Here is a 19,624-nt window from a genome sequence, read left to right as displayed (position 1 = left end):
CGATCCAATGTGTATTATAAATGAGAATTGGCGGAACATCAACAGCCAATCACGATTAATTTTTTACAGCCAATTTTGTGCGTATACTTCTTCCCTGAAAACTTTGTTATCCTGATAAATCCAGAAAGGGAGTTGTGGAGGCTGACTTAGAGATATGAATCAGACATTTGTTTTATATAGATTTCTGTACTCAGGATTATTTCATTTTACAGCTTCTGTGAGCGTCCGGTATAAAGTGGCATCCATTTGCAGCTTTTGTTTGATCTCTTTTCTGATACTGGCCAAATCCTGGGATATATGGTTTGTATCTGTCTCGGGAACAGCGGTGATTTTTATAAAGACCAGTTTATTCCCCGGTCCGTAATCATGGAGAGAAATGTCTTCCACTGACCAGGCAGGTATATATACTGTGACAATTTTCATGATTTCTTCCTTTACAGCAGGATCAGCGCCCTCTCCTAGAAGAAGGACCATATTCTCTTTAAAGGAGGTAAATCCTGATTTGAGAATGACTATGCACACAAGAATTCCTAAAATGCCATCGGTGGGAATGTTTACATAGGGAACTGCAAGGATTCCCATAAAGGTGACTGCAGTGACAAGGGAATCGGAAATATTGTCATCCTGTATAGCCTTCAGGGCAGGGGAGGAAACTTTTCGGTTCAAATGATTTATATACCATGCCATGCAGATCTTGCCCAGGATACTGACACATAAAACAGCCAGTGTCAGACCTGTCACCGTAATATGTCTGGGCTTCAGCAGTTGTCGGAAAGCATCAATTCCTACTGAAATACCTGTAAACAGAATCAAGATAGAAATGACAAAACCACATATATACTCCATTCGTCCATGCCCATAGGGGTGCTTTGAATCTTTGGCCCTGGCTGCAAATATGAAACCAAGGAATGTCAAAACAGATGATGCGCAGTCTGTCAGATTATTCAGAGCATCTGCGGTAATGGCAACGCTGCCGCTTAACAGCCCGGCAGTTCCTTTTATTATGACTAATATCAAATTTCCAAATAATCCGGCAATTCCGGACTGTCTGCCTATTGCATTCCGGTTTTCTGTATAAAAAATATTTTCCATTGGTATCCCTCCTTTTTCCTGTAAATTTTAAATGAACTTATAAAAATTGCTGAAATAATGTACAGCATTTGCTGAACGCTATAACAACTGCGAAAGTGAATGCTGTTATCTGCGTGAATCGTCTGCTCTGCCGGGGCGGCGCCTGCGCAGCGGGCGTTCATCCCCTTCCTGGCGGGTCCGGTCATTTCCAGATCTTGAGAAGGTTCTGCTTCGCATTGCCATTAGATGCTCAAAAGAATCTTCACCCATTCGTGAACGTGCCTGCTCCATCCATTGCTCCATATCTTCCCTGTCATCTGTATCAAGCAGTGTCTCCAGATTGGCAATGATTCGGCTGAGGTAATCACTGAATACAGCCTGTTCTTCTTCTGAGAGACAGTCAAAAAAATCAGGCGGCTCCGGCCGCTCCTGCTGCGCATCCCTGCCTTTTTCCGTAAGTTTCACGATCATAACACGCCTGTCAGATTCCTTTGGGGTTCTGGTAATATAACCGGTCTTTTCCAGTTTGTTAAGCAGTTCGCTCAGAGACTGCTGACGAATATCCAGCAGATAGGACAAATCTTTTGTGCTGATCTCCGGCTGCAATTTTAAGATTGCCAATACCCGTCCCTGACCTCTTGTGGGATCTGCAAAAGGACCGCGTGCAGAATGGAGCTGTTGGTGGTGACGATGGAGCAGCCATTGCAGGCGTTCCAGTTTTTTAAATAATTCCTTTTTGTTATTTATCTCAGACATAGTTAAAAAATCTCCTTTCTAAAGTTTAACAGGTACCTGATAAAAATATTGTACAGGTACCTGTTGTAAATGTCAAGCATTTTTTAAGGTACCTGTACAAAACGGATTGTATTGGGAGCAGCCTTGTTTTTAACGAGTTGTGTCAATTGCAGACAGAGATCCTATGTGTTAAACTATACAATATCATATCAAAAGGGCAGAAAGTAACCGTGATAAACAGAAGGTTACAATGAAAACAACAGGATATTGTGGAAAAAAGATCATTTGGGAGGTAGACTTGAAATGTCGGAAAAACAATTGAAGTTCAGATATGCTAAGAGAAATGATGCGGCTCTTGTTTTAAAGTTTATTAGGGAACTTGCCGCATATGAAAATATGGAACGCGAGGTGACAGCCACAACAGCAGATCTGGAAGAGTGGATATTTGATAAAAAGAAAGCAGAAGTGATTTTTGCTGTAATAGATTCTGAGGAAATAGGCTTTGCGTTGTTTTTTCACAATTTTTCCACCTTTTTAGGGCGTGCAGGGCTATATCTGGAGGATTTGTATGTCAAGCCCCAGTACAGGGGGAATGGTTATGGAAAGAGCATTCTGAAAAAACTGGCTCAAATTGCAGTTGAGAGGGGCTGCGGACGCCTGGAATGGTGGTGCCTGGATTGGAACAAGCCAAGCATTGACTTTTATTTATCATTGGGGGCCAAGGCTATGGAAGACTGGACCGTTTACCGCATTGCCGGTGAGACACTGAAACAATTATCTGCTGAATAAAGAATTATCTATCTATATAAATCCATATAAAAAATCTCCGTTTTATTTCACATGGAAATGAGCGGGGATTTTATTCTCTCCAAAGGACTGCCGAAGCTGCGGCAGTCCTTTTTACTCTAGAATGTGCAGAAAAGGTATCTCTCACGATGTTTTCGACACTTTATTTGCGGCAATTTCGTATAAAAGCTCCCACAAATCATAACTGCGTCGAAAAAATGTCGAAAAATACGCGAAAAGTGATTGACAATGGTGAATACAAGAAATATAATAACTGTATACAGGTGATATGCGGGAGGAGGAATATTATGGAGTTAACGCAGGAACAACAGAATATGCTGGATGGAAAGTATGGGGAAGGCACAGCATATGCAATGAAGATCCAGGTGGCGATCGGGGAATCCTTTGATGCACCTCGGATGGTGCCCATAACAAGGGCACATGTAGCTTTGTCCAATCAGGACGCGGATTTGTGGTTTGCAGAGAAATTGCTGAATGCAGGAGCATACTGCAGAGTCTCTCCCACTGTGAATCCGGGATTCTGTATTTCGTTCTTTAAGGAGCGGGATATGGTGTCAGAGGAGGACGCGGATTTTATGCAGAGGACGCATAATGCGTATAAAGGCTTAGGTGCGACTCTGACTTATAACTGTACCCCATACGTTGCCACGAACGTCCCTAATTTTGGTGAAATTGTGGCTTTTTCGGAATCAAGCGCGACCCCTTATGTGAATTCAGTCTGGGGAGCCAGAAGTAACCGGGAGGGAGCCAACAGTGCGTTATGTGCAGCTATCACAGGCTATGTACCTGAGTATGGACTGCTTCTTGATGAGAACAGAAAGGGAAATATTCTGGTGGAAGTAAAAGCAGATATGAAATCTGATTTTGAGTATCATCTCCTGGGATACTGCGGTCGGAAGATCGGAAGCGGGATTCCCGTATTTACCGGGCTTCCAAAGCACATAGGCAAGGAGGCACTGACAAATCTGGGCGCGCAGCTCAATACATCCGGTGCATACGGAATGTACCATATTGTGGGATGTACACCGGAAGCGCAGACTTTGGAACAGGCGTTTGGGGGAAAGGAACCGGAACGAACAGTAACCATTACCAATGAGGACTTGGAGGAAATACTGGAAGAGATTTCAGCAGAGGGAAACAGGGCAATTGATTTTGCTATGTTTGGATGTCCGCATTTTACCTTGGAACAGGCACAGCATATTGCCAGAAGATTACAGGGAAAGAAATTGAAAAAAGAGATGTGGATCCTCACTTCCTATCATGTAAAGGCCTTAGCCGACAGAATGGGCATAACAGAGGTGATTGAGGCGGCCGGCGGGAATATTGTACCGGATACCTGCCCGGATCAGCCCTGCTGGAGACATTTGCAGGGGAAAACAGGAGTCACGGAATCACCCAAATGTGCGTATTACCCCAAGCGCAGAGGTATTAATTTTGTTATACGTGATCTGGATACATGCATTGACGCAGCACTGAACGGGGAGGTGGTCTGATGGAAAAGAAATTTAGATGTCATAAGATCTCAGAGGGGATCGTAGAAGGGGAAGCATTGGTATCAGGCGATAACATTATGTTTTATCTGATCGAGCCGGATACGGGGAAAGTCATTGAACCGGCTCACGCACTGGAAGGGCAGAGCATTGCGAATAAAATACTCATATTCCCCAGTGGAAAGGGGAGTTCCGTAGTGCAGGCAGACGGTCTTTTTCAGCTCAACAAAAAGGACAATGCACCGAAAGGTATGATCATCCGGTATCCGGAAACAGTCCTTGTTTCCAGTGCCATAATCATGGATATTCCCATGGTGGATAAGGTGGATGAAGCATTTTATGAAACAGTAAGATCAGGGGACCATATTCGGATCAATGCAGATGCGGGTGTAATAGAAATTTTAGACTAATGTTTCCGCGCGGGATGCGCAAGGAGGAATCAGGATGAAAAGATTAGCGGTTTTATTAGCTTGTGCACTTTGTGTTACTTCTCTTTACGGATGCGGCGGCTCCGGCGGCGATAAAGGCGGAGATAAAAAGGAAGGGACATCTGATACAAAGCAGGAAGAAAAAGATGACGGTACACAGGAGAACAGCCAGGAGGCGAATGCCGAACTTGACGGGCTGGATCCCATTACCTTAAAGTTTGCCAGTATAGGGCCGGAGAGCGGTACTACCCAGGCGGACGGGGAAGCCAAATTTATTGAATATGTGGAGGAAGCGTCAGGAGGAAAGATAAAGGTAGACCATTATCCCAATGGAGCACTGGGAGGGGATACTGAGATGCTGGAAGGCTGCGCCATGAATACGATCCAGATCTGTAATCCGGCTATCTCTGTGCTGACTACCTATGATGAGAAATTTGGTATTCTGGATATGCCGTTTCTATTTGATGATTATGAGTCGGAATTAAAGGCGGTAAATGAAGGCAAGCTGGGTGATGAATTTGACAAGATGCTGGAGGGTACGGGAATCCGTATCGGTGACACCTATTATTTTGGCGGCTACAGAGGACTGAGCAACAGTGTGCGGCCGGTAGAGTCACCGGAGGACATGAAAGGTCTTAAAATCCGTGTTATGGAAAGCCCGGTGTACATTACAGCCTTTACTCTTATGGGGGCAAATCCCACGCCTATGAGCTTCTCAGAATTATTCACAGCACTTCAAAACAAGACTGTAGACGGACAGGACAATGACCCGTCACTGACTTATACCTCTCAATATTATGAGGTGCAGAAATATTACAGCAATCTGGAGCATACCATATCCATCGGTTGTCTTGCTATGAGTGATGAGTGGTACAGCGGTCTGCCGGATGCGTATAAGAAGATCATTGATGAGGGTATTAAACAGCAGTCAGAGCTGGTCACAAAAAAGAGTCTCGAAATGTATGAATCTTATTTAAAACAGCTTGAGGATGCAGGCATGGAAGTGACAAAGATCACGGATGAGAACCGTACAAAGTTCAAAGAAGCGGTAGAGCCCATGTACGATGAATACAAGGAGAAACTCGGAAACGAGATTTTTGATATGGCACAGGAATTTAATAAGTAGCATATGCGGCAGCAAAAGGGGGAAGTTTTTTGAAGAAGGCTAAAATTCTTGTTACTATATGGAATAAAGCGGAGGAATACTTTCTTGTTTATTCCTTGATCCTGATGGTGGCTCTTGTTTTTATCCAGGTTATCATGAGGTACATATTTAATAATTCCCTGAGCTGGAGCGAGGAGCTGGTGCGCTATATATTTATATGGCAGATTTGGCTTGGGGCCAGTGTCGGGGCGAAAAACAATGACCACATCAGGATTGAAATATTCAGCAATAAATTAAAACAGAAACCAAGAGAAGCGCTGGAAATAGTGATCAACCTTATGATTTTTGTATTTTATTTATTCCTCATATGGCAGGGGATCCTGTATCTGAAGACTGTGATCGCTACAAGTATGACTTCCACGGGTCTTCAGATCCCATTATGGATCGTATACATTTCCCTGCCAATCGGTTCGGCGGCTGTGGCTGCCCGCCTTGCCTGCAGGGTCGTCTATGAGATCACGCATTTCGGACATCTTCCCGTGCAGGATACATCACAGGCAAAGGGGGTGGAGTAGAGGATGGAAATAGCAGTTTTATTCGGCAGTTTCTTTATCCTGCTGCTTTTAAGTGTTCCGGTGGGACACGCCATCGGAATTTCAGGTTTACTGAGCTTTCTTATATGTACAGATTATTCACCCATGGTATTTATTAAAAGTTCCTTATCCGGGACAGATTCCTTTACGCTTTTGGCAGTGCCGTTTTTCATGCTGGCCGGAAATCTGATGGCAACGGGAGGAATTGCAAAGCGGATCGTAAACTTTGCGGACAGTCTTCTTGGATGGATGACAGGGGGCCTTTCCATTGTGACAACCATTGCCTGTATGTTTTTTGGGGCAGTTTCAGGTTCCGCCGTTGCCACAACCTCAGCAATCGGTTCTTTTATGATACCGGAGATGGAGAAAAAGGGATATGACAAGGATTTTTCAGCGGCATTAGCAGCAGCAGCCGGGTCCGTGGGGGTTATTATTCCGCCCTCCGTACCACTTGTCATCTATGGTGTGGCTGTAAACGCATCTGTAAAGGATTTGTTTACCGCAGGAATATTACCGGGCATCATGATGGGCATTGCCATGATCATCGTGTGCGTCATCACCTCCAGAAAGCATGGTTGGAAAGGCGATGCAAAGCGTCCGGAGCCAAAAAAAGTATGGAAGGCATTCAAAGAAGGTTTCTGGGCACTGCTTATGCCGGTTATTATCCTGGGAGGAATTTATAAAGGTATCTTTACCCCCACGGAGGCCTCTGTTGTGTCTGTGGTATACTGTATCTTTGTCAGTATGTTTGTGTACAAAGAGATGGATCTGAAAGGGCTGTATAAAGGATTTCTGGGAATCGTGAACCTTTGCGGCATTACCCTGTTCATGATGGGATTTGCCAATGCGTTTTCCTATTTCCTTACCATTGAACAGATTCCCAACAGATTAACAGAATTGTTTTTAGGCATCAGTCACAATAAATTTGTGATCCTGCTCATGATCAATATCCTTCTTCTGATCGTGGGATGTGTGATCGATAATATTCCGGCTACCATAATTCTTGCGCCCATATTGCTGCCGGTAGTAAAGGCGATCGGTATGAGCCCTATCACATTTGGCGTGATGCTCACTATGAACCTGGCGATTGGGTTTATCACTCCGCCCTATGGCATCAATCTGTTTATGGCAACCGCTGTCTCGGGGGTGCCCATGGATGCTATGATGAAGAGGATAGGCGGTCTTTTGGTATCACTTCTGGTTGTACTGATGCTGATCACTTATGTGCCGTGGTTTACACTGGGATTCCTGGGATAGGGGAAGCCTGAGGGAAAGTGAGGTTGGAAATGCCGCTATTATTGCCTGAAGATTACAATACATTGATCCCCCCTCTTTATAAAGTCCGCCAGGTGTTCGGCAGAGAAGTTCTGCCGGACATTCCGGCGGCTATACAAAAAGAGTTTCAAAGAAAAGAGATAAGTGGTAAAATAAAACCAGGAATGCGGGCAGCAGTTGCAGTGGGAAGCCGCGGCATCCGCAATTTACCGCTGATCGTAAAAACAATCCTGGAAGAGTTGAAAAAGCTTGGCGCAGAGCCTTATATTGTCTCGGCAATGGGCAGCCACGGCGGAGGAACCGAAGAAGGACAGCGTGAGGTTCTGTACGGCTATGGGATTACGGAGGAAGCCATGGGTGTCCCCATTGTCACGACCACAGAAGTGGTATGTCTGGGAGCGATATCAGGCGGCAGGAAGGTATATTTTGATAAGTCCGCTATGGAGGCGGATGTGATCATTCCGGTCAACCGAGTGAAGCTGCATACGGATTTTGTATCTGACATACAGAGCGGCCTCTGTAAAATGCTTGTCATTGGACTGGGAAACCACAGAGGATGTACGGCAGTCCACGAGGCTGATTTTTCTGTCTTTGGAGAAGTGATAAAAGAAGCAGCGGCCTGGATACTGAATAAAGCACCGGTAGCTTTTGGTGTTGCCGTTTTGGAAAACGCTTATGATGAAACCAGCCATATTGAGGCTGTTCCGGCTGAGATCCTGATCGAACGGGAAAAGGAACTGGTAAAAACAGCGAGAAGCAATATGCCGGTTTTGATGATCCCCGAGATTGATATTCTCATTGTAGAAGAAATTGGAAAAGATATATCCGGGGCAGGATTTGACCCCAATATTCTGGGGAAAAGTTATATCCTCAAAGAATTCGTCCTGCCGGTTCCCAAAATAGATAAGATGGTCCTGCTGGACGTCTCTTTGGCCTCTCATGGAAACGGGATCGGGCTGGGGATATTTGATATCATTACAAAGAAAGTTTTTGAACAGCTTGATCGTGAGGCCATGTACGCAAATGCTATCGCGGTAAAATGCGTGGAGGACTGCAAAATCCCGCTGATAGCCGAAAATGAGGAGGAGGCAGTTAAGATAGCCATCAAAATCCTCAGAAATGCAGATAAAGACAACTTAAGGATCGTGAAGATCAAAAATACCATGGAGCTGGGAGAAATCATGGTATCCCATGCACTGCTTAAAGAAGTAGAGAAAAATCCACACCTGGTTTTGGAAAATAAAATGTGATATGAGGAGGCCGAGATGAAGGTCAAGGAAAATTTATGGGAAACGATCCGATATGGCAGGCCGGACGCTCTGATCAATGAGTGGGAGGCATTTTCTTTTATATCGGACCCTATTACAGCATATATGTCTGTGGCTGAAAGGGGAAAAACAAAAGTAAACCCATGGGGAGTGACGGTATACTGGGGAGAAGATGAACCGGGGTCTATGCCCCTGATCAATGATGAGACTAAAGTATGTAAAGATATCTGCAGGTGGAAGGAATATGTGAAGGTACCGGATATCTGTAAAGTACCTATGGACTGGAAGAAAGCAGAGGAAGATACCAGAAGGATACATGAAGAAGGAAAGCTGACAATGGCTATGATGGCCTCCGGTTTGTTTGAACAGTCCCATGCGCTCATGGGATTTGAGGATGTATTTATTGCCATGCTGGAGGAACCGGAGGCCATGCACCAGCTTCTCGACCGCATTATGGAGTTTAAGCTGACCTGGTGCCGTATGCTGGTGGAAAACTGTAAGCCGGATGCCGTTCTTTTTCACGATGACTGGGGATCCAAGAAAAGCCTCTTTGTCAGCAGAGATACATGGGTTGAGTTTTTCAAGGAGAGATACCGGAAAATTTATGGTTATCTGAGAGAGAACGGGGTACTTGTGGTGCATCACGCAGACTGTTACTGCGAAACCATAGCAGAAGATATGGCGGAGATCGGTGTTGACGTGTGGCAGGGTGTAACCCCTGAAAATAATATTCCCATGATGCAGAAGCACCTCAGAGGGAAAATGGCATTCATGGGGGGATTGGATGCGGCGGTGATCGATGTGCCGGACTTTAAGGAGGACATTATAAGGGGGGAGGTAAGAAGGGCCTGTGAGGAATATGTGCCTGGAGGAGGATTTATTCCCTGTCTGACATACGGCGGTGATGACGGCAGCATTTATCCCGCTGTGGATGAGATCGTCAAAGATGAGATTGCAAAGTGGAGCCGGGCATATTTCCACAAATAATGACAGGGATTCAAATAATGTGTCAGGAATGCGGCTTGACGAAGCAGCATAAATGGTGCTAAACTAATCCTAGTCTAAAAGCAGGTGGAAGAATATGGAAGTCAGTAATTTTGTAAAGAAGGGAAGTACCAGGAATCGTACAGAGATTGCCTATGATAAGATAAAGGATTCAATATGCAGCGGTGCGATCAGGCCGGGGGATATTCTCAGCGAATCCCAGATCGCAGCGGAACTGGAGATGAGCCGGACTCCCGTCCGGGAAGCTCTGCGGATACTTGCCAGCGAGGATTTGGTAGTGATCAAGAATGGTATCGGAGCTTATGTGACAGAGATATCAGAGAAGGGGACCAAAGATTTGTTCGCAGTCCGAAAGCCTCTTGAAATATTGGCATCCAAGTCAGCCATTCACAATATATCAAAAGAGGAAATCCGGCAAATGGAAGAGATTTTCCAGAAGCTAAGGGTATTGGATGAATCGGGAGCACGGGTCGATAAAAAGATGTTTACGGATATGGACTGGGCACTGCATGACTTGATCATTGAAAAATGTGATAACCAGTATGTGAAGAATATTATGGCAAATATCAATGCCAATATTAAAAGGCTCCAGATATCCTCCTTTTACGCATTAAATGATATGCAGGAAAGTACGGCCCAGCATCTCAGAATTTTACGTCTTCTTGAGAAAAAAGAAGAAGATGCTCTGGAGAAGGCATTGGCAGACCATGTGGAATGGTCCATGCGCGCACTGCTCAGAACCTGAGAATAAGAACTTTATAAGAACTGCTGTAAATAAGGCTTTCTATGATATATAATAAATCATAGAAAGCCTTAACATATGCACTGACGTCTGCCGTAACGTTTGATCTAAAGCATATCTGTATCAAAAATCGGGACAATATATTTTTGGATCAAATCGATCCTGTCTTTTGCCCTCGGTGTAAAAAGGGCGGCAATGGAAACCACCATATTTTTGTCTCTATTCACATAAATCGTATTGCCCCCGTCACCCATGGCGGCAAATTCATTTCCCTTATTCCCGCAGAGCCACCATAAGTACCCATAGGGCAGATTTTGTTTTTCCCAGCGGCTGTGTTCTTTTGTGCTCTCATCTATCCAGCTTTTTGAAACGATCACCTGTCCATTCCACATGCCGCCGTTTAAGTATAATTGACCTATTTTGGCCATATCAGCGGGTGAAAGGGTAAGGCCCCATCCGCCTGCGTTAATGCCGGATCCATCAGAGGCCCAGCCGCTGATATCTGTGGAATTGTTGAAAGCCATCTGTTCTTCCTTGCTCTGAAAAACGATATTTTTTTCAACTGTGATACCCAGGGGGGCAAATAAGTTTTCGGACGCAAAGTCCAGGACAGAGCGGCCGACGGCCTTTGCAAGGATACCGGATAAGATATCAGGTCCGATGAGAGGGGCATAACGGAATTTGCCGATCCTGCCTTTGCCGCCCAACAGATCAAGGGTAAATCCTACCCAGTCGTCACTGGTAAAATATTTTATATAGGGGGCAAATTTATATTTGTAGGGAGCCGTCATTGTCAGCATGTTTTCAAGGGTAATGTTTTGTATTGTGTTCTCGCCCCTTTTCACAGAGTATCCCGGGAAGAAGTCCAATACCTTCTGATGAACGCTTTTTATATACCCCTGATCCAGCGCAATACCCATCAATATGGAGAGAATGCTTTTCGTCACCGAGTAGACATGAACACGGCAGTCTCTTGTGCATGCATGATAGTAATTTTCATATAGTGTCCTGCCGTTTTTCAGAACAAGGATGCCTGTTGTATTGTTGTAGTCCCTGCAAATGATATTTTCCAGTTCTGAAATCTTTTCCTGATTCATATCTCGTTCTCCTTTGCGTTTGATCTGGATGCCGTCTGTGTTTTTGTTGTCTTTTTCTTGACAGGATAATAAATTTCCGTGATGAGTTCATCTTCTGATGATACCTGGGAGGGATCCGTGATGTACACTTCGCAGAGCGCGCCGTTTCCCTCGTAGCCCTCCTTTTCTGCCCATCTCCGCTGTTTTGCGTATACAGAGGGCAGCGCGGAGTAGGAACCATGCAGGACGGTTTTCAGGCACAGTCCGGGACAGTGGTCCCTTGTCCCTGTGGCATATTCCTTTACCGGGATGGCAAATTCTGTATCCAGCCCAAGGGAAGTGAATTCTTCACTGTGGAACAGCACCATGGGCGGGGCGGCGGCCGTCAGCTTATCCTCCAGCATTTTTTTGAATAATTTTCCGTAGCATTTTTCATATTCCTCAGGAAAATCATTTTCCTGCACCATTTTCCTGACAGACAAAAGATACATTTGTGGCAGCTCTGCGAGCTGGATTTCAATCGTATCCAGATAGGACATGATGGATCTTCCCTGTTTTAGGTTAGCGATATCTTGGTTCATCTGTTCCAGCGTTTTTTGGTATTCCAGGATCTGTTTTTCCATCTCCCTCTCTTTTCTTATGAGTGCAGGATAAAGGATTTCCTCTGTCAGCTCCTCCGAATGAAGAATAGATTTGATCTCATCTAAGGAAAAGCTGTAAGATTTCAGCCGGTTGATGAATAACATGGTTTCCAACTGACGGATGGAATAATATCGATATCCGCTTTCTGGATTGATCTCTTCCGGATGGATCAATCCTATTTCCGCGTAATAGCGGAGCGTCTTGGCAGACACCTTACATATAGCTGAAAATTCACCAATTGATAACAAAGCATATCCTCCTTATGGCATGTTTGAGATTATCTTTATGTTACACCCTGCCCTAAGGGGAAAGTCAATATGTTTATCCCTGGGATTACCATCCGGCAATGTTTGTTCATACACAGGCATTTGATCAGCGTTCCAGAGATTTTCTCAGATATCTGGCTGTGATCGTATCGGCGGTTTCTGCCATTTCCCGGGGGGTTCCGGTAAATACAACCTGACCGCCGTCAGTGCCTCCGTCAGGCCCTATGTCAATGATATGATCTGCCTGTTTCATTACATCCAGGTTGTGTTCGATCACAATGACAGTGCTGCCGCGCCTGACAAATCCATCTAGAAGTCTCATGATGTTTTTCACGTCAGAGGCGTGCAGGCCCGTGGTGGGTTCATCCAGCAGATAGATATTTCCCTTTTTGTCCAGGTACTTTGCCAGCTTCACTCTCTGGCGTTCTCCTCCGGAGAGGGTGGAAAGCGGCTGCCCCAGGGTCAGATAGGAGAGGCCTGTTTCTATCATTGCCCGGAGCTGCTTGTGGATCTTTTTGTGGTCCTGAAAGAATTCTGCAGCCTCCTCGGCTGTCATGTTCAGAATATCCAGTATATTCTTGCCTTTGAACCGGTAGGATAAAGCCTCATCACTGTATCGGCTGCCTTCACAGACTTCGCATACAGTGGTTACAGGATCCATGAAAACCAGTTCCGTTACAACCACACCCTTACCCTTGCAGACGGGACAGGCACCTTTGCTGTTAAATGAAAAGAGAGAGGCATCCACTCCGTTTTCAGAAGCCAGTAATTTCCGGATATCGTCGAAGAACCCTAAAAATGTGGCGGGCGTAGACCGGCCTGTGGCTGTGATAGGAGACTGATCCACCAGTACCACCCGGTCCTTATACTGCTGTGCAAACACATCCCGGATAAGACTGGATTTGCCGGAGCCGGCTACGCCGGTCACAACGGTCAGTACATTGATGGGAATATCAACAGATATATGTTTCAGGTTGTGAATATGGGCGTCTCTCACAGGCAGGAACTGACTGGCTTTTCTTGGGTTAGGATTGACAGGGATATATTCCAGCATGGCATTTCCCGTCAGGGTTCCCGACTGGAGCAGTCCCTCATAGCTTCCCTGATACAATATCTCTCCGCCGTTTCTCCCTGCCAGCGGTCCTACGTCGATCACCTGGTCGGCAATAGAGATCACATCCTTGTCGTGTTCTACCACAAGGACGGTATTGCCTTTGTTTCGCAGATTCTGCAGCAGTTTTGTCATGCGGTGGACATCCCGGGGATGCATTCCAGTGCTTGGCTCATCAAAAATGTAAGTCATGCCGGTGAGGGAGCTGCCCATATAGCGGACGAGTTTCAGGCGCTGTGCTTCACCTCCTGACAGGGTAGTAGATTCCCGGTTCATGCTCAGATAGGGAAGTCCGATCTCAATCATGCGTGTCAGGGAGGCGGTCAGGGTATTGACAATAGTCTCACCTCTGGGATCAGTGATCTCCTGCAGGACAGTTCGCAGCCTGGTGAATTCCATCTCACACATTTCGTCAATGCTGTATCCGTTGATTCGGCAGGAAAGTGCCGCGGGATTCAGGCGTTTTCCGCGGCAGACAGGGCATTCCCGCTCTTTGATGAGCTTTTTCAGACGGAGAAGGGAGCGGTCGCTGGAGGCCGACGGGTCCCGTTTGATGAGCAGCCGGTTCATATGGTTATAAATCCCCTCTACCTTTTTATTGACCGGCTTTTTGCCCCGTTCATATGCTCCATACAGCAGCAGGTTTCTTTCTTTTTCAGAATAGTCCTTCCACTTTTTATCCAGATCAAACAGGCCGCTCTGGGTATACTGTTTCCAATACCAGTTGCCAAAGTGGAATGCAGGCAGTTCAACCATACTCTCATTCCAGCTCTTATCCGGAGTAAGCACCTGGTCCATATCCAGATCCAGGATTTTTCCGATACCGGAGCATTCCGGACACATTCCGTTGGGGTCGTTGAAGGAAAAGTAAGAGGCTGTTCCCACATAAGGTGTTCCGATGCGTGAGAAGAGCAGACGCAGGGCAGAATACATGTCACTGATGGTCCCAACAGTGGAGCGCGCATTTCCACCCAGTCTGGCCTGGTCAATAATGACGGATGCGGTGAGATTGTCTATAAGATCCACTCTCGGTTTTTTATATTTGGGAAGTCTGCCCCGAATAAATGCTGTGTAGGTCTCATTCATCTGCCGCTGACTTTCCGCGGCTATGGTGTCGAATACTATGCTGGATTTACCTGAGCCGGAAACCCCTGTAAAGACAATAATCTTTTCTTTGGGTATTTCCAAAGAGACATTTTTTAAGTTGTTTTGTTTTAATCCCCGGATGATGATTTTATCCTTATGAGACATACTATTCCTCACTTTCTTTTTGACGTATGACCCATTATAACAGCATAAGAAATAAAAGTCCTGACTTTTTTTGCTGCGTTTTGTCAGGGAGAGCACAGTACACTAGTTGAGTTTCCGGAAACCAAGAGGGGTGATACCTGTTATTTTTTTGAAAATGGAGATAAAGTGGCTTGCGTCTGTAAATCCCACCTTATGCGCAATGTCCTGAACTTCCAGGCGGGGATTCATGAGAAGATATTCCTTTGCCTTGTTGATCCTGTAAATGGTCAGGTATTCATAAGCAGAACACCCAAGGAAACGGTTGAACAGCCGTGACAGATACTGAGGGGAGATATAAACCCGGCGGCCAAGCTCCTGCACGGTGAGTTCTGAATTATAATTTGTTTCGATTTCCTGTATTACAGGAGCTACGTATCTCTGATACAGGGAATCGTCCATCAGACTGCGTGTATAGATGCCGTCCGCAAAAAACATCAGAAGCCGGTAGCAGTCCGTGGACAAAGCTTTGGCGTCCATAGGCGGGTTTTCATATTTTTTCATGATAAGGGAAACAAGAGAGGCTATCTCTGCTCCCTGTTCTTTTTCTATGAAGAGGAAGGGCCTGTTTCCGAGAAGCCGGGGAATACTGCTCTCAATGGTGCCTGTAAAGGTGGCAAACAAGGTGAGCCATTCCTCTGTCTCCTTTGCGTAGGAATGCTGGATAAACGGCGCGATTAGTACACCCTGCCCTTCCTGCAGGATGTGCACTTTTCCCTGGATCGTGATTCGTCCGTTTCCTTTTTCGGACTGAAGGTAGTGGTACAGCGGATATCCTTTGGGACGGGACGTGTTTTCCTGCACCCAGTGGTTTCCTATGGAATCAAAGGTAAAAGGTTCGCTGACCGGTGTGTTCCTAAAATGGATGGGCATAGATATCACCTGTTTCAAAATATTATATTATTTAGCTTAACATATTACACAATCCCCTGTCTATCTGTAATATAATCAAATCAGCAGGTAACAGGTAAAGAGAGTGGTGAGCTTTCGGAAAATCATATAAAAAAGTAAGGAGACAAATGATCATGGAAGGTAAATTTAAAAGGATCCTATACGGCGGAGATTATAACCCGAACCAATGGCCAAAGGACATCTGGCAGGAAGATATGAGGATTTTCAAAGACGCCCATATCAACAGTGCCACCATTAATGTATTTTCATGGGCTAAGATCCAGCCCTCAGAAGAAGTCTATGATTTTAGTGAGCTGGATGAAATCGTTGAGATGCTCAGCAGGGAAAATTATGATATTGTGCTTGCCACATCCACAGCGGCGCTGCCAGCATGGATGGTTAAGCGGTATCCCGAGACTGCAAGGACAGATTATGAAGGAAGACACCACAAATTCGGACAGCGGCATAATGCCTGTCCAAATTCACCGGTTTATCAGAAGTATGCGAAGGACCTTGCAAAAGAGCTGGCAAAGAGATACGGAAGCAACAGCCATATTGCATGCTGGCATATTAACAATGAGTATGGCGGGGACTGTTACTGTGAAAACTGTGAAAAGGCATTTCGTGTCTGGCTTAGGAAAAAGTATGGGACACTGGAAGCACTGAACAAAGCATGGAATCTGGAATTCTGGGGACATACCATTTACGATTGGGATGAGATCGTGCTGCCAAATGCGCTGAGTGAAGGGCTTGAGAATGACAAGACGGCATTCGCGGGGATTTCTGTGGATTACCGCAGGTTTATGTCGGACAGCCTTCTCGGCAACTACGTTATGGAGCGGGATGCAGTCCGCTGTTATGACAAGGAGACTCCCATTACAACGAATCTCATGGGCACCTATAAAGGACTGGATTATTTTAAATGGGCAAAAGAGATGGATGTGGTGTCATGGGACAACTATCCCTGTTACGATACTCCATGGAGTCAGACCGCCATGTGTCATGACCTGATGCGGGGGCTGAAGGATGAACCATTTATGCTGATGGAGCAGACTCCAAGCCAGCAGAATTGGCAGCCATATAATTCCCTGAAAAGACCGGGACAGATGCGGGCACAGAGCTATCAGACTATTGCCCATGGGGCGGATACCATCCAGTTTTTCCAGCTTCGCCGGAGCGTGGGCGGATGTGAAAAGTTCCACGGGGCAGTCATTGCTCATGTGGGCACAGAGGATACAAGGGTGTTCCGGGAGGTACAGCAGCTTGGACAGGAACTGGAACAGCTAAGAGATATGACACTGGACTCTGTGAATGAAGCGGAGGTGGGAATTGTATTTGATTGGGATAATTATTGGGCACTGGAATATACCAGCGGACCTAACGTGGATCTGAAATATGTGGACCAGATCCATCAGTATTACAGGTATTTTTATGACCGTAATATTCCAGTGAATATGATACCGTTTGACGCGGATTTCAGCAGATATAAAATGGTTGTGGCCCCTGTACTCTATATGGTGAAAGCAGGCATGCAGGAAGCCCTGGAGGAGTTTGTCAAGAACGGCGGGGTTTTGGTCACCACATATATGAGCGGGATCGTAGACCAGTCGGATAATGTGTATCTGGGCGGATACCCGGGAGTATTGAGTAAAATGGCCGGAGTGTGGGTGGAAGAGATAGATGCACTGGCACCGGAACAGGAAAACACGGTGATCTTTGAGGACGGTGACAGCGCGCCAGGCAGGCTGGTCTGTGATATCATACACTTAAGAGGTGCCAAATGCATCGGAAGATACGGACAGGATTTTTACGAAGAGAGTCCGGCTGTGACAAAAAATAGGTTTGGGAATGGATCTGTATATTACATGGGAACCCAAATGGACAAAGAGGGTATTGCAAAGGTTCTTGACATGGCTGCAGAAGATGTAAGCGTAAAACCGGTAATAGAAGAGAAAACCGGGCTTGAGATCACCTGTCGGAAAAAAGACGGATACCGGTACTATTTTGTCATGAACTTTAAAGACGAAGATTTGGAGATTCCCTCCTGCTTTGCGGGAAATACAGATCTGTTGACCGGGGAATCTGTAAAAAGCGGAGAAATGCTTTCTAAATTTGATGTGAAAATCATCCGCACAGAAGAATAGGTTCTTTTACAAATTTTATAAGATTTACGGAAAATGAGGGCTGTCGCACTGAATAATGCGTGTACAGCCCCCTTTTTTCGTGCGGGAATGGACGAATGTAAAATAAGGAGGGACATTTCTGCAGTGAATCGTATTTTGCACATTTTACCGCAATATGATAATCTGTATATGGACAGCCCGGTATCTTATATTTACAGCCCCGCGGGAATGATAAGACTATTTATATTAAAGTGACGGGACCGGCCAAAAGAAAAAATAAAGCAGAATATTGCGGATATGGAGTGACAATGGTAAAAGAGATAAATAACAGATTGCTTGATAATCTGGAGAAACTGCATACAACAGAATTAGGTGTTGTACGCATTAAGAGAAACCTTTCCCTTGATACGGATCAGGTGGTTGCATGGTGCCAGGAAAAAATAAAATCACCAGATGCCGTTTTTGAAAGGAAAGGGAAGAACTGGTATATCACTTTAGATGACTGTGTGATCACAGTGAATGCCAACAGTTGGACTATTATAACAGCACACAGGAAAAAATCAAAAAGGTAGCCTACCGGACAGGATTGGTTTTTTGTTTTCAAAAATATCGACAGGAAAGGCAATGGCGGCTGCACTGCTGTTTTCTTATGCCATTGAGTTCTCACAATTATATCAGGCGGAGTGGATCAATGCGCTGCGTCATACTGCTTTGGGAGGTCTGGTATTGGGGTTTGGCTTTTTGTGGAGTGATCTTGTCTGCTATACCGTGGGGGTTCTGGCGGGCGGGTTGATCGAAAAATTCACAAGATGAGAAGCCTGTAACAGCTTATACTATTACACTTTAACCCTCCACTATAACACCAGACTTTTTGTCCGTGTTAATATAGTCTTTACAAGGAGGCATAAAAGAATGAACAGATATAGGACTTCAGAAATTGCCAAGATCATCGGTATCCATCCGAATACAGTTCGCCTATATGAAGAGTTGGAGCTGATTCCGAAACCTGACCGCATGCCAAATGGCTACAGGGTATTTACGGATCTTCACATAGAACAGTTTCGCCTTGCCCGTCTTGCATTTCAAGTTGAAGTGCTGCAGAACGGGCTGCGGAAAAAGATTGTACAGATGATAAAAGTATCCGCTGCAGGTGATTATGACAAAGCACTGGAACTCACAGAGGGGTATCGGATGCAGCTTCGGCAGGAAATTGCCAACGCGGAGGAGGCCATTGATATTGTAAAGCGGATTTTAGACGGCAGACAAGAAGAGAATGTACACACCATGAAAAGGAAAGAAGTGTCCGAATACCTGAATATTTCCATGGATACCTTGAGAAATTGGGAAATGAATGGTCTGCTCACTGTCAGGCGCAGGCAGAATGGGTATCGTGTCTATACAGATGATGATATCCGTCGTCTGAAGATCATTCGTTCCCTGCGGTGTGCCAATTATTCTCTGGAAGCCATTTTGACCATGCTTGGACAGGTATCAAAATACCCCGGGATAGATATAAAAAGGGCGCTGGATACTCCGAAAGAGGACACTGAGATCATCGCAGTGTGTGATAAACTGGTGACATCTCTCACAAAAGCGGAGTCCAACGCAGAGAAAATGTTGGATAAGCTCAAAGAAATGAAAAGTAAATTCTAACTATTCTTAAACCCTCCATTTAACCACCAATGTTCTTTCCTGTGATATTCTTTTTC

General features: G+C 45.4%; 19 protein-coding genes. 13 read left to right on the top strand and 6 right to left on the bottom strand.

All coding sequences use genetic code 11. The features are described 5' to 3' along the window. Positions 1-201: 201 nt before the first annotated feature. Both BLCOC_RS15535 and BLCOC_RS15530 read right to left on the bottom strand, forming a co-directional pair. On the bottom strand, positions 202-1,092 hold the full coding sequence (locus BLCOC_RS15535) for a cation diffusion facilitator family transporter (RefSeq protein WP_115622699.1): 891 nt from the start codon (positions 1,090-1,092) through the stop codon (positions 202-204). 105 nt (positions 1,093-1,197) lie between these two features. After that, positions 1,198-1,827: a MarR family winged helix-turn-helix transcriptional regulator gene (locus BLCOC_RS15530; protein ID WP_115622698.1), complete on the bottom strand. Its 630-nt coding sequence runs from the start codon at positions 1,825-1,827 to the stop codon at positions 1,198-1,200. A gap of 282 nt (positions 1,828-2,109) precedes the next feature. On the opposite strand from BLCOC_RS15530, the gene BLCOC_RS15525 reads away from it, so the two are divergent. The 9 genes from BLCOC_RS15525 (at position 2,110) to BLCOC_RS15485 (ending at position 10,522) form a co-directional block, all read left to right on the top strand. After that, positions 2,110-2,595, top strand: a complete 486-nt coding sequence (locus BLCOC_RS15525) for a GNAT family N-acetyltransferase (protein WP_174717617.1) — start codon at positions 2,110-2,112, stop codon at positions 2,593-2,595. 305 nt (positions 2,596-2,900) lie between these two features. Continuing rightward, entirely contained in the window at positions 2,901-4,106 is a 1,206-nt protein-coding gene (locus BLCOC_RS15520; protein WP_018598075.1) for an aconitase X catalytic domain-containing protein, read from the top strand. Continuing rightward, positions 4,106-4,513 carry an aconitase X swivel domain-containing protein gene (locus tag BLCOC_RS15515; RefSeq protein ID WP_018598076.1) on the top strand — a complete coding sequence of 136 codons (408 nt, stop codon included), beginning with the start codon at positions 4,106-4,108 and terminating at the stop codon, positions 4,511-4,513. The genes BLCOC_RS15520 and BLCOC_RS15515 overlap by 1 nt, the downstream gene beginning before the upstream one ends. Positions 4,514-4,547: 34 nt before the next feature. Next, positions 4,548-5,657, top strand: coding sequence for a TRAP transporter substrate-binding protein (locus tag BLCOC_RS15510; RefSeq protein ID WP_115622697.1), 1,110 nt, complete (start codon positions 4,548-4,550; stop codon positions 5,655-5,657). Between the two features lie 29 nt (positions 5,658-5,686). Continuing rightward, positions 5,687-6,211, top strand: a complete 525-nt coding sequence (locus BLCOC_RS15505; RefSeq protein WP_018598078.1) for a TRAP transporter small permease — start codon at positions 5,687-5,689, stop codon at positions 6,209-6,211. A gap of 3 nt (positions 6,212-6,214) precedes the next feature. Continuing rightward, the gene (locus BLCOC_RS15500; protein ID WP_018598079.1) at positions 6,215-7,486 is read left to right on the top strand and encodes a TRAP transporter large permease; all 1,272 of its coding nucleotides are present in this window, start codon (positions 6,215-6,217) and stop codon (positions 7,484-7,486) included. Positions 7,487-7,515: 29 nt separating this feature from the next. Further along, positions 7,516-8,754, top strand: a complete 1,239-nt coding sequence (locus BLCOC_RS15495) for a nickel pincer cofactor-dependent isomerase, group 22 (RefSeq protein WP_115622696.1) — start codon at positions 7,516-7,518, stop codon at positions 8,752-8,754. Between the two features lie 15 nt (positions 8,755-8,769). Beyond that, entirely contained in the window at positions 8,770-9,759 is a 990-nt protein-coding gene (locus BLCOC_RS15490) for a uroporphyrinogen decarboxylase family protein (RefSeq protein WP_226827043.1), read from the top strand. A gap of 94 nt (positions 9,760-9,853) precedes the next feature. Then, positions 9,854-10,522, top strand: a complete 669-nt coding sequence (locus BLCOC_RS15485) for a GntR family transcriptional regulator (protein WP_018598082.1) — start codon at positions 9,854-9,856, stop codon at positions 10,520-10,522. Positions 10,523-10,626: 104 nt separating this feature from the next. On the opposite strand, the gene BLCOC_RS15480 is transcribed toward BLCOC_RS15485, so the two are convergent. The 4 genes from BLCOC_RS15480 to BLCOC_RS15465 form a co-directional block, all read right to left on the bottom strand. Next, positions 10,627-11,616, bottom strand: coding sequence for a serine hydrolase domain-containing protein (locus BLCOC_RS15480; protein ID WP_115622695.1), 990 nt, complete (start codon positions 11,614-11,616; stop codon positions 10,627-10,629). Next, positions 11,613-12,485 carry a MerR family transcriptional regulator gene (locus tag BLCOC_RS15475; RefSeq protein WP_115622694.1) on the bottom strand — a complete coding sequence of 291 codons (873 nt, stop codon included), beginning with the start codon at positions 12,483-12,485 and terminating at the stop codon, positions 11,613-11,615. The genes BLCOC_RS15480 and BLCOC_RS15475 overlap by 4 nt, the downstream gene beginning before the upstream one ends. A gap of 124 nt (positions 12,486-12,609) precedes the next feature. Then, entirely contained in the window at positions 12,610-14,865 is a 2,256-nt protein-coding gene (locus BLCOC_RS15470) for an ATP-binding cassette domain-containing protein (protein WP_115622693.1), read from the bottom strand. Between the two features lie 102 nt (positions 14,866-14,967). Then, positions 14,968-15,774 (bottom strand): AraC family transcriptional regulator, encoded by an 807-nt coding sequence (locus BLCOC_RS15465; protein WP_115622692.1) that lies wholly within the window; start codon positions 15,772-15,774, stop codon positions 14,968-14,970. Positions 15,775-15,926: 152 nt separating this feature from the next. On the opposite strand from BLCOC_RS15465, the gene BLCOC_RS15460 reads away from it, so the two are divergent. The 4 genes from BLCOC_RS15460 (at position 15,927) to BLCOC_RS15445 (ending at position 19,568) form a co-directional block, all read left to right on the top strand. Continuing rightward, positions 15,927-17,936, top strand: a complete 2,010-nt coding sequence (locus BLCOC_RS15460; protein ID WP_115622691.1) for a beta-galactosidase — start codon at positions 15,927-15,929, stop codon at positions 17,934-17,936. A gap of 287 nt (positions 17,937-18,223) precedes the next feature. Next, entirely contained in the window at positions 18,224-18,487 is a 264-nt protein-coding gene (locus BLCOC_RS15455; RefSeq protein ID WP_115625414.1) for a DUF3781 domain-containing protein, read from the top strand. 22 nt (positions 18,488-18,509) lie between these two features. Next, positions 18,510-18,728, top strand: a complete 219-nt coding sequence (locus BLCOC_RS15450) for a ribosomal maturation YjgA family protein (protein ID WP_330412039.1) — start codon at positions 18,510-18,512, stop codon at positions 18,726-18,728. Between the two features lie 99 nt (positions 18,729-18,827). Further along, a complete protein-coding gene (locus tag BLCOC_RS15445; RefSeq protein WP_029468857.1) occupies positions 18,828-19,568 on the top strand; it encodes a MerR family transcriptional regulator in 741 nt (246 codons plus the stop codon). The last annotated feature ends 56 nt before the right edge of the window (positions 19,569-19,624 follow it).

This window comes from Blautia coccoides (assembly GCF_034355335.1).
In the GTDB taxonomy this organism is placed as follows: domain Bacteria; phylum Bacillota; class Clostridia; order Lachnospirales; family Lachnospiraceae; genus Blautia; species Blautia producta.
This window is presented reverse-complemented; position numbering and strand designations above follow the sequence as displayed.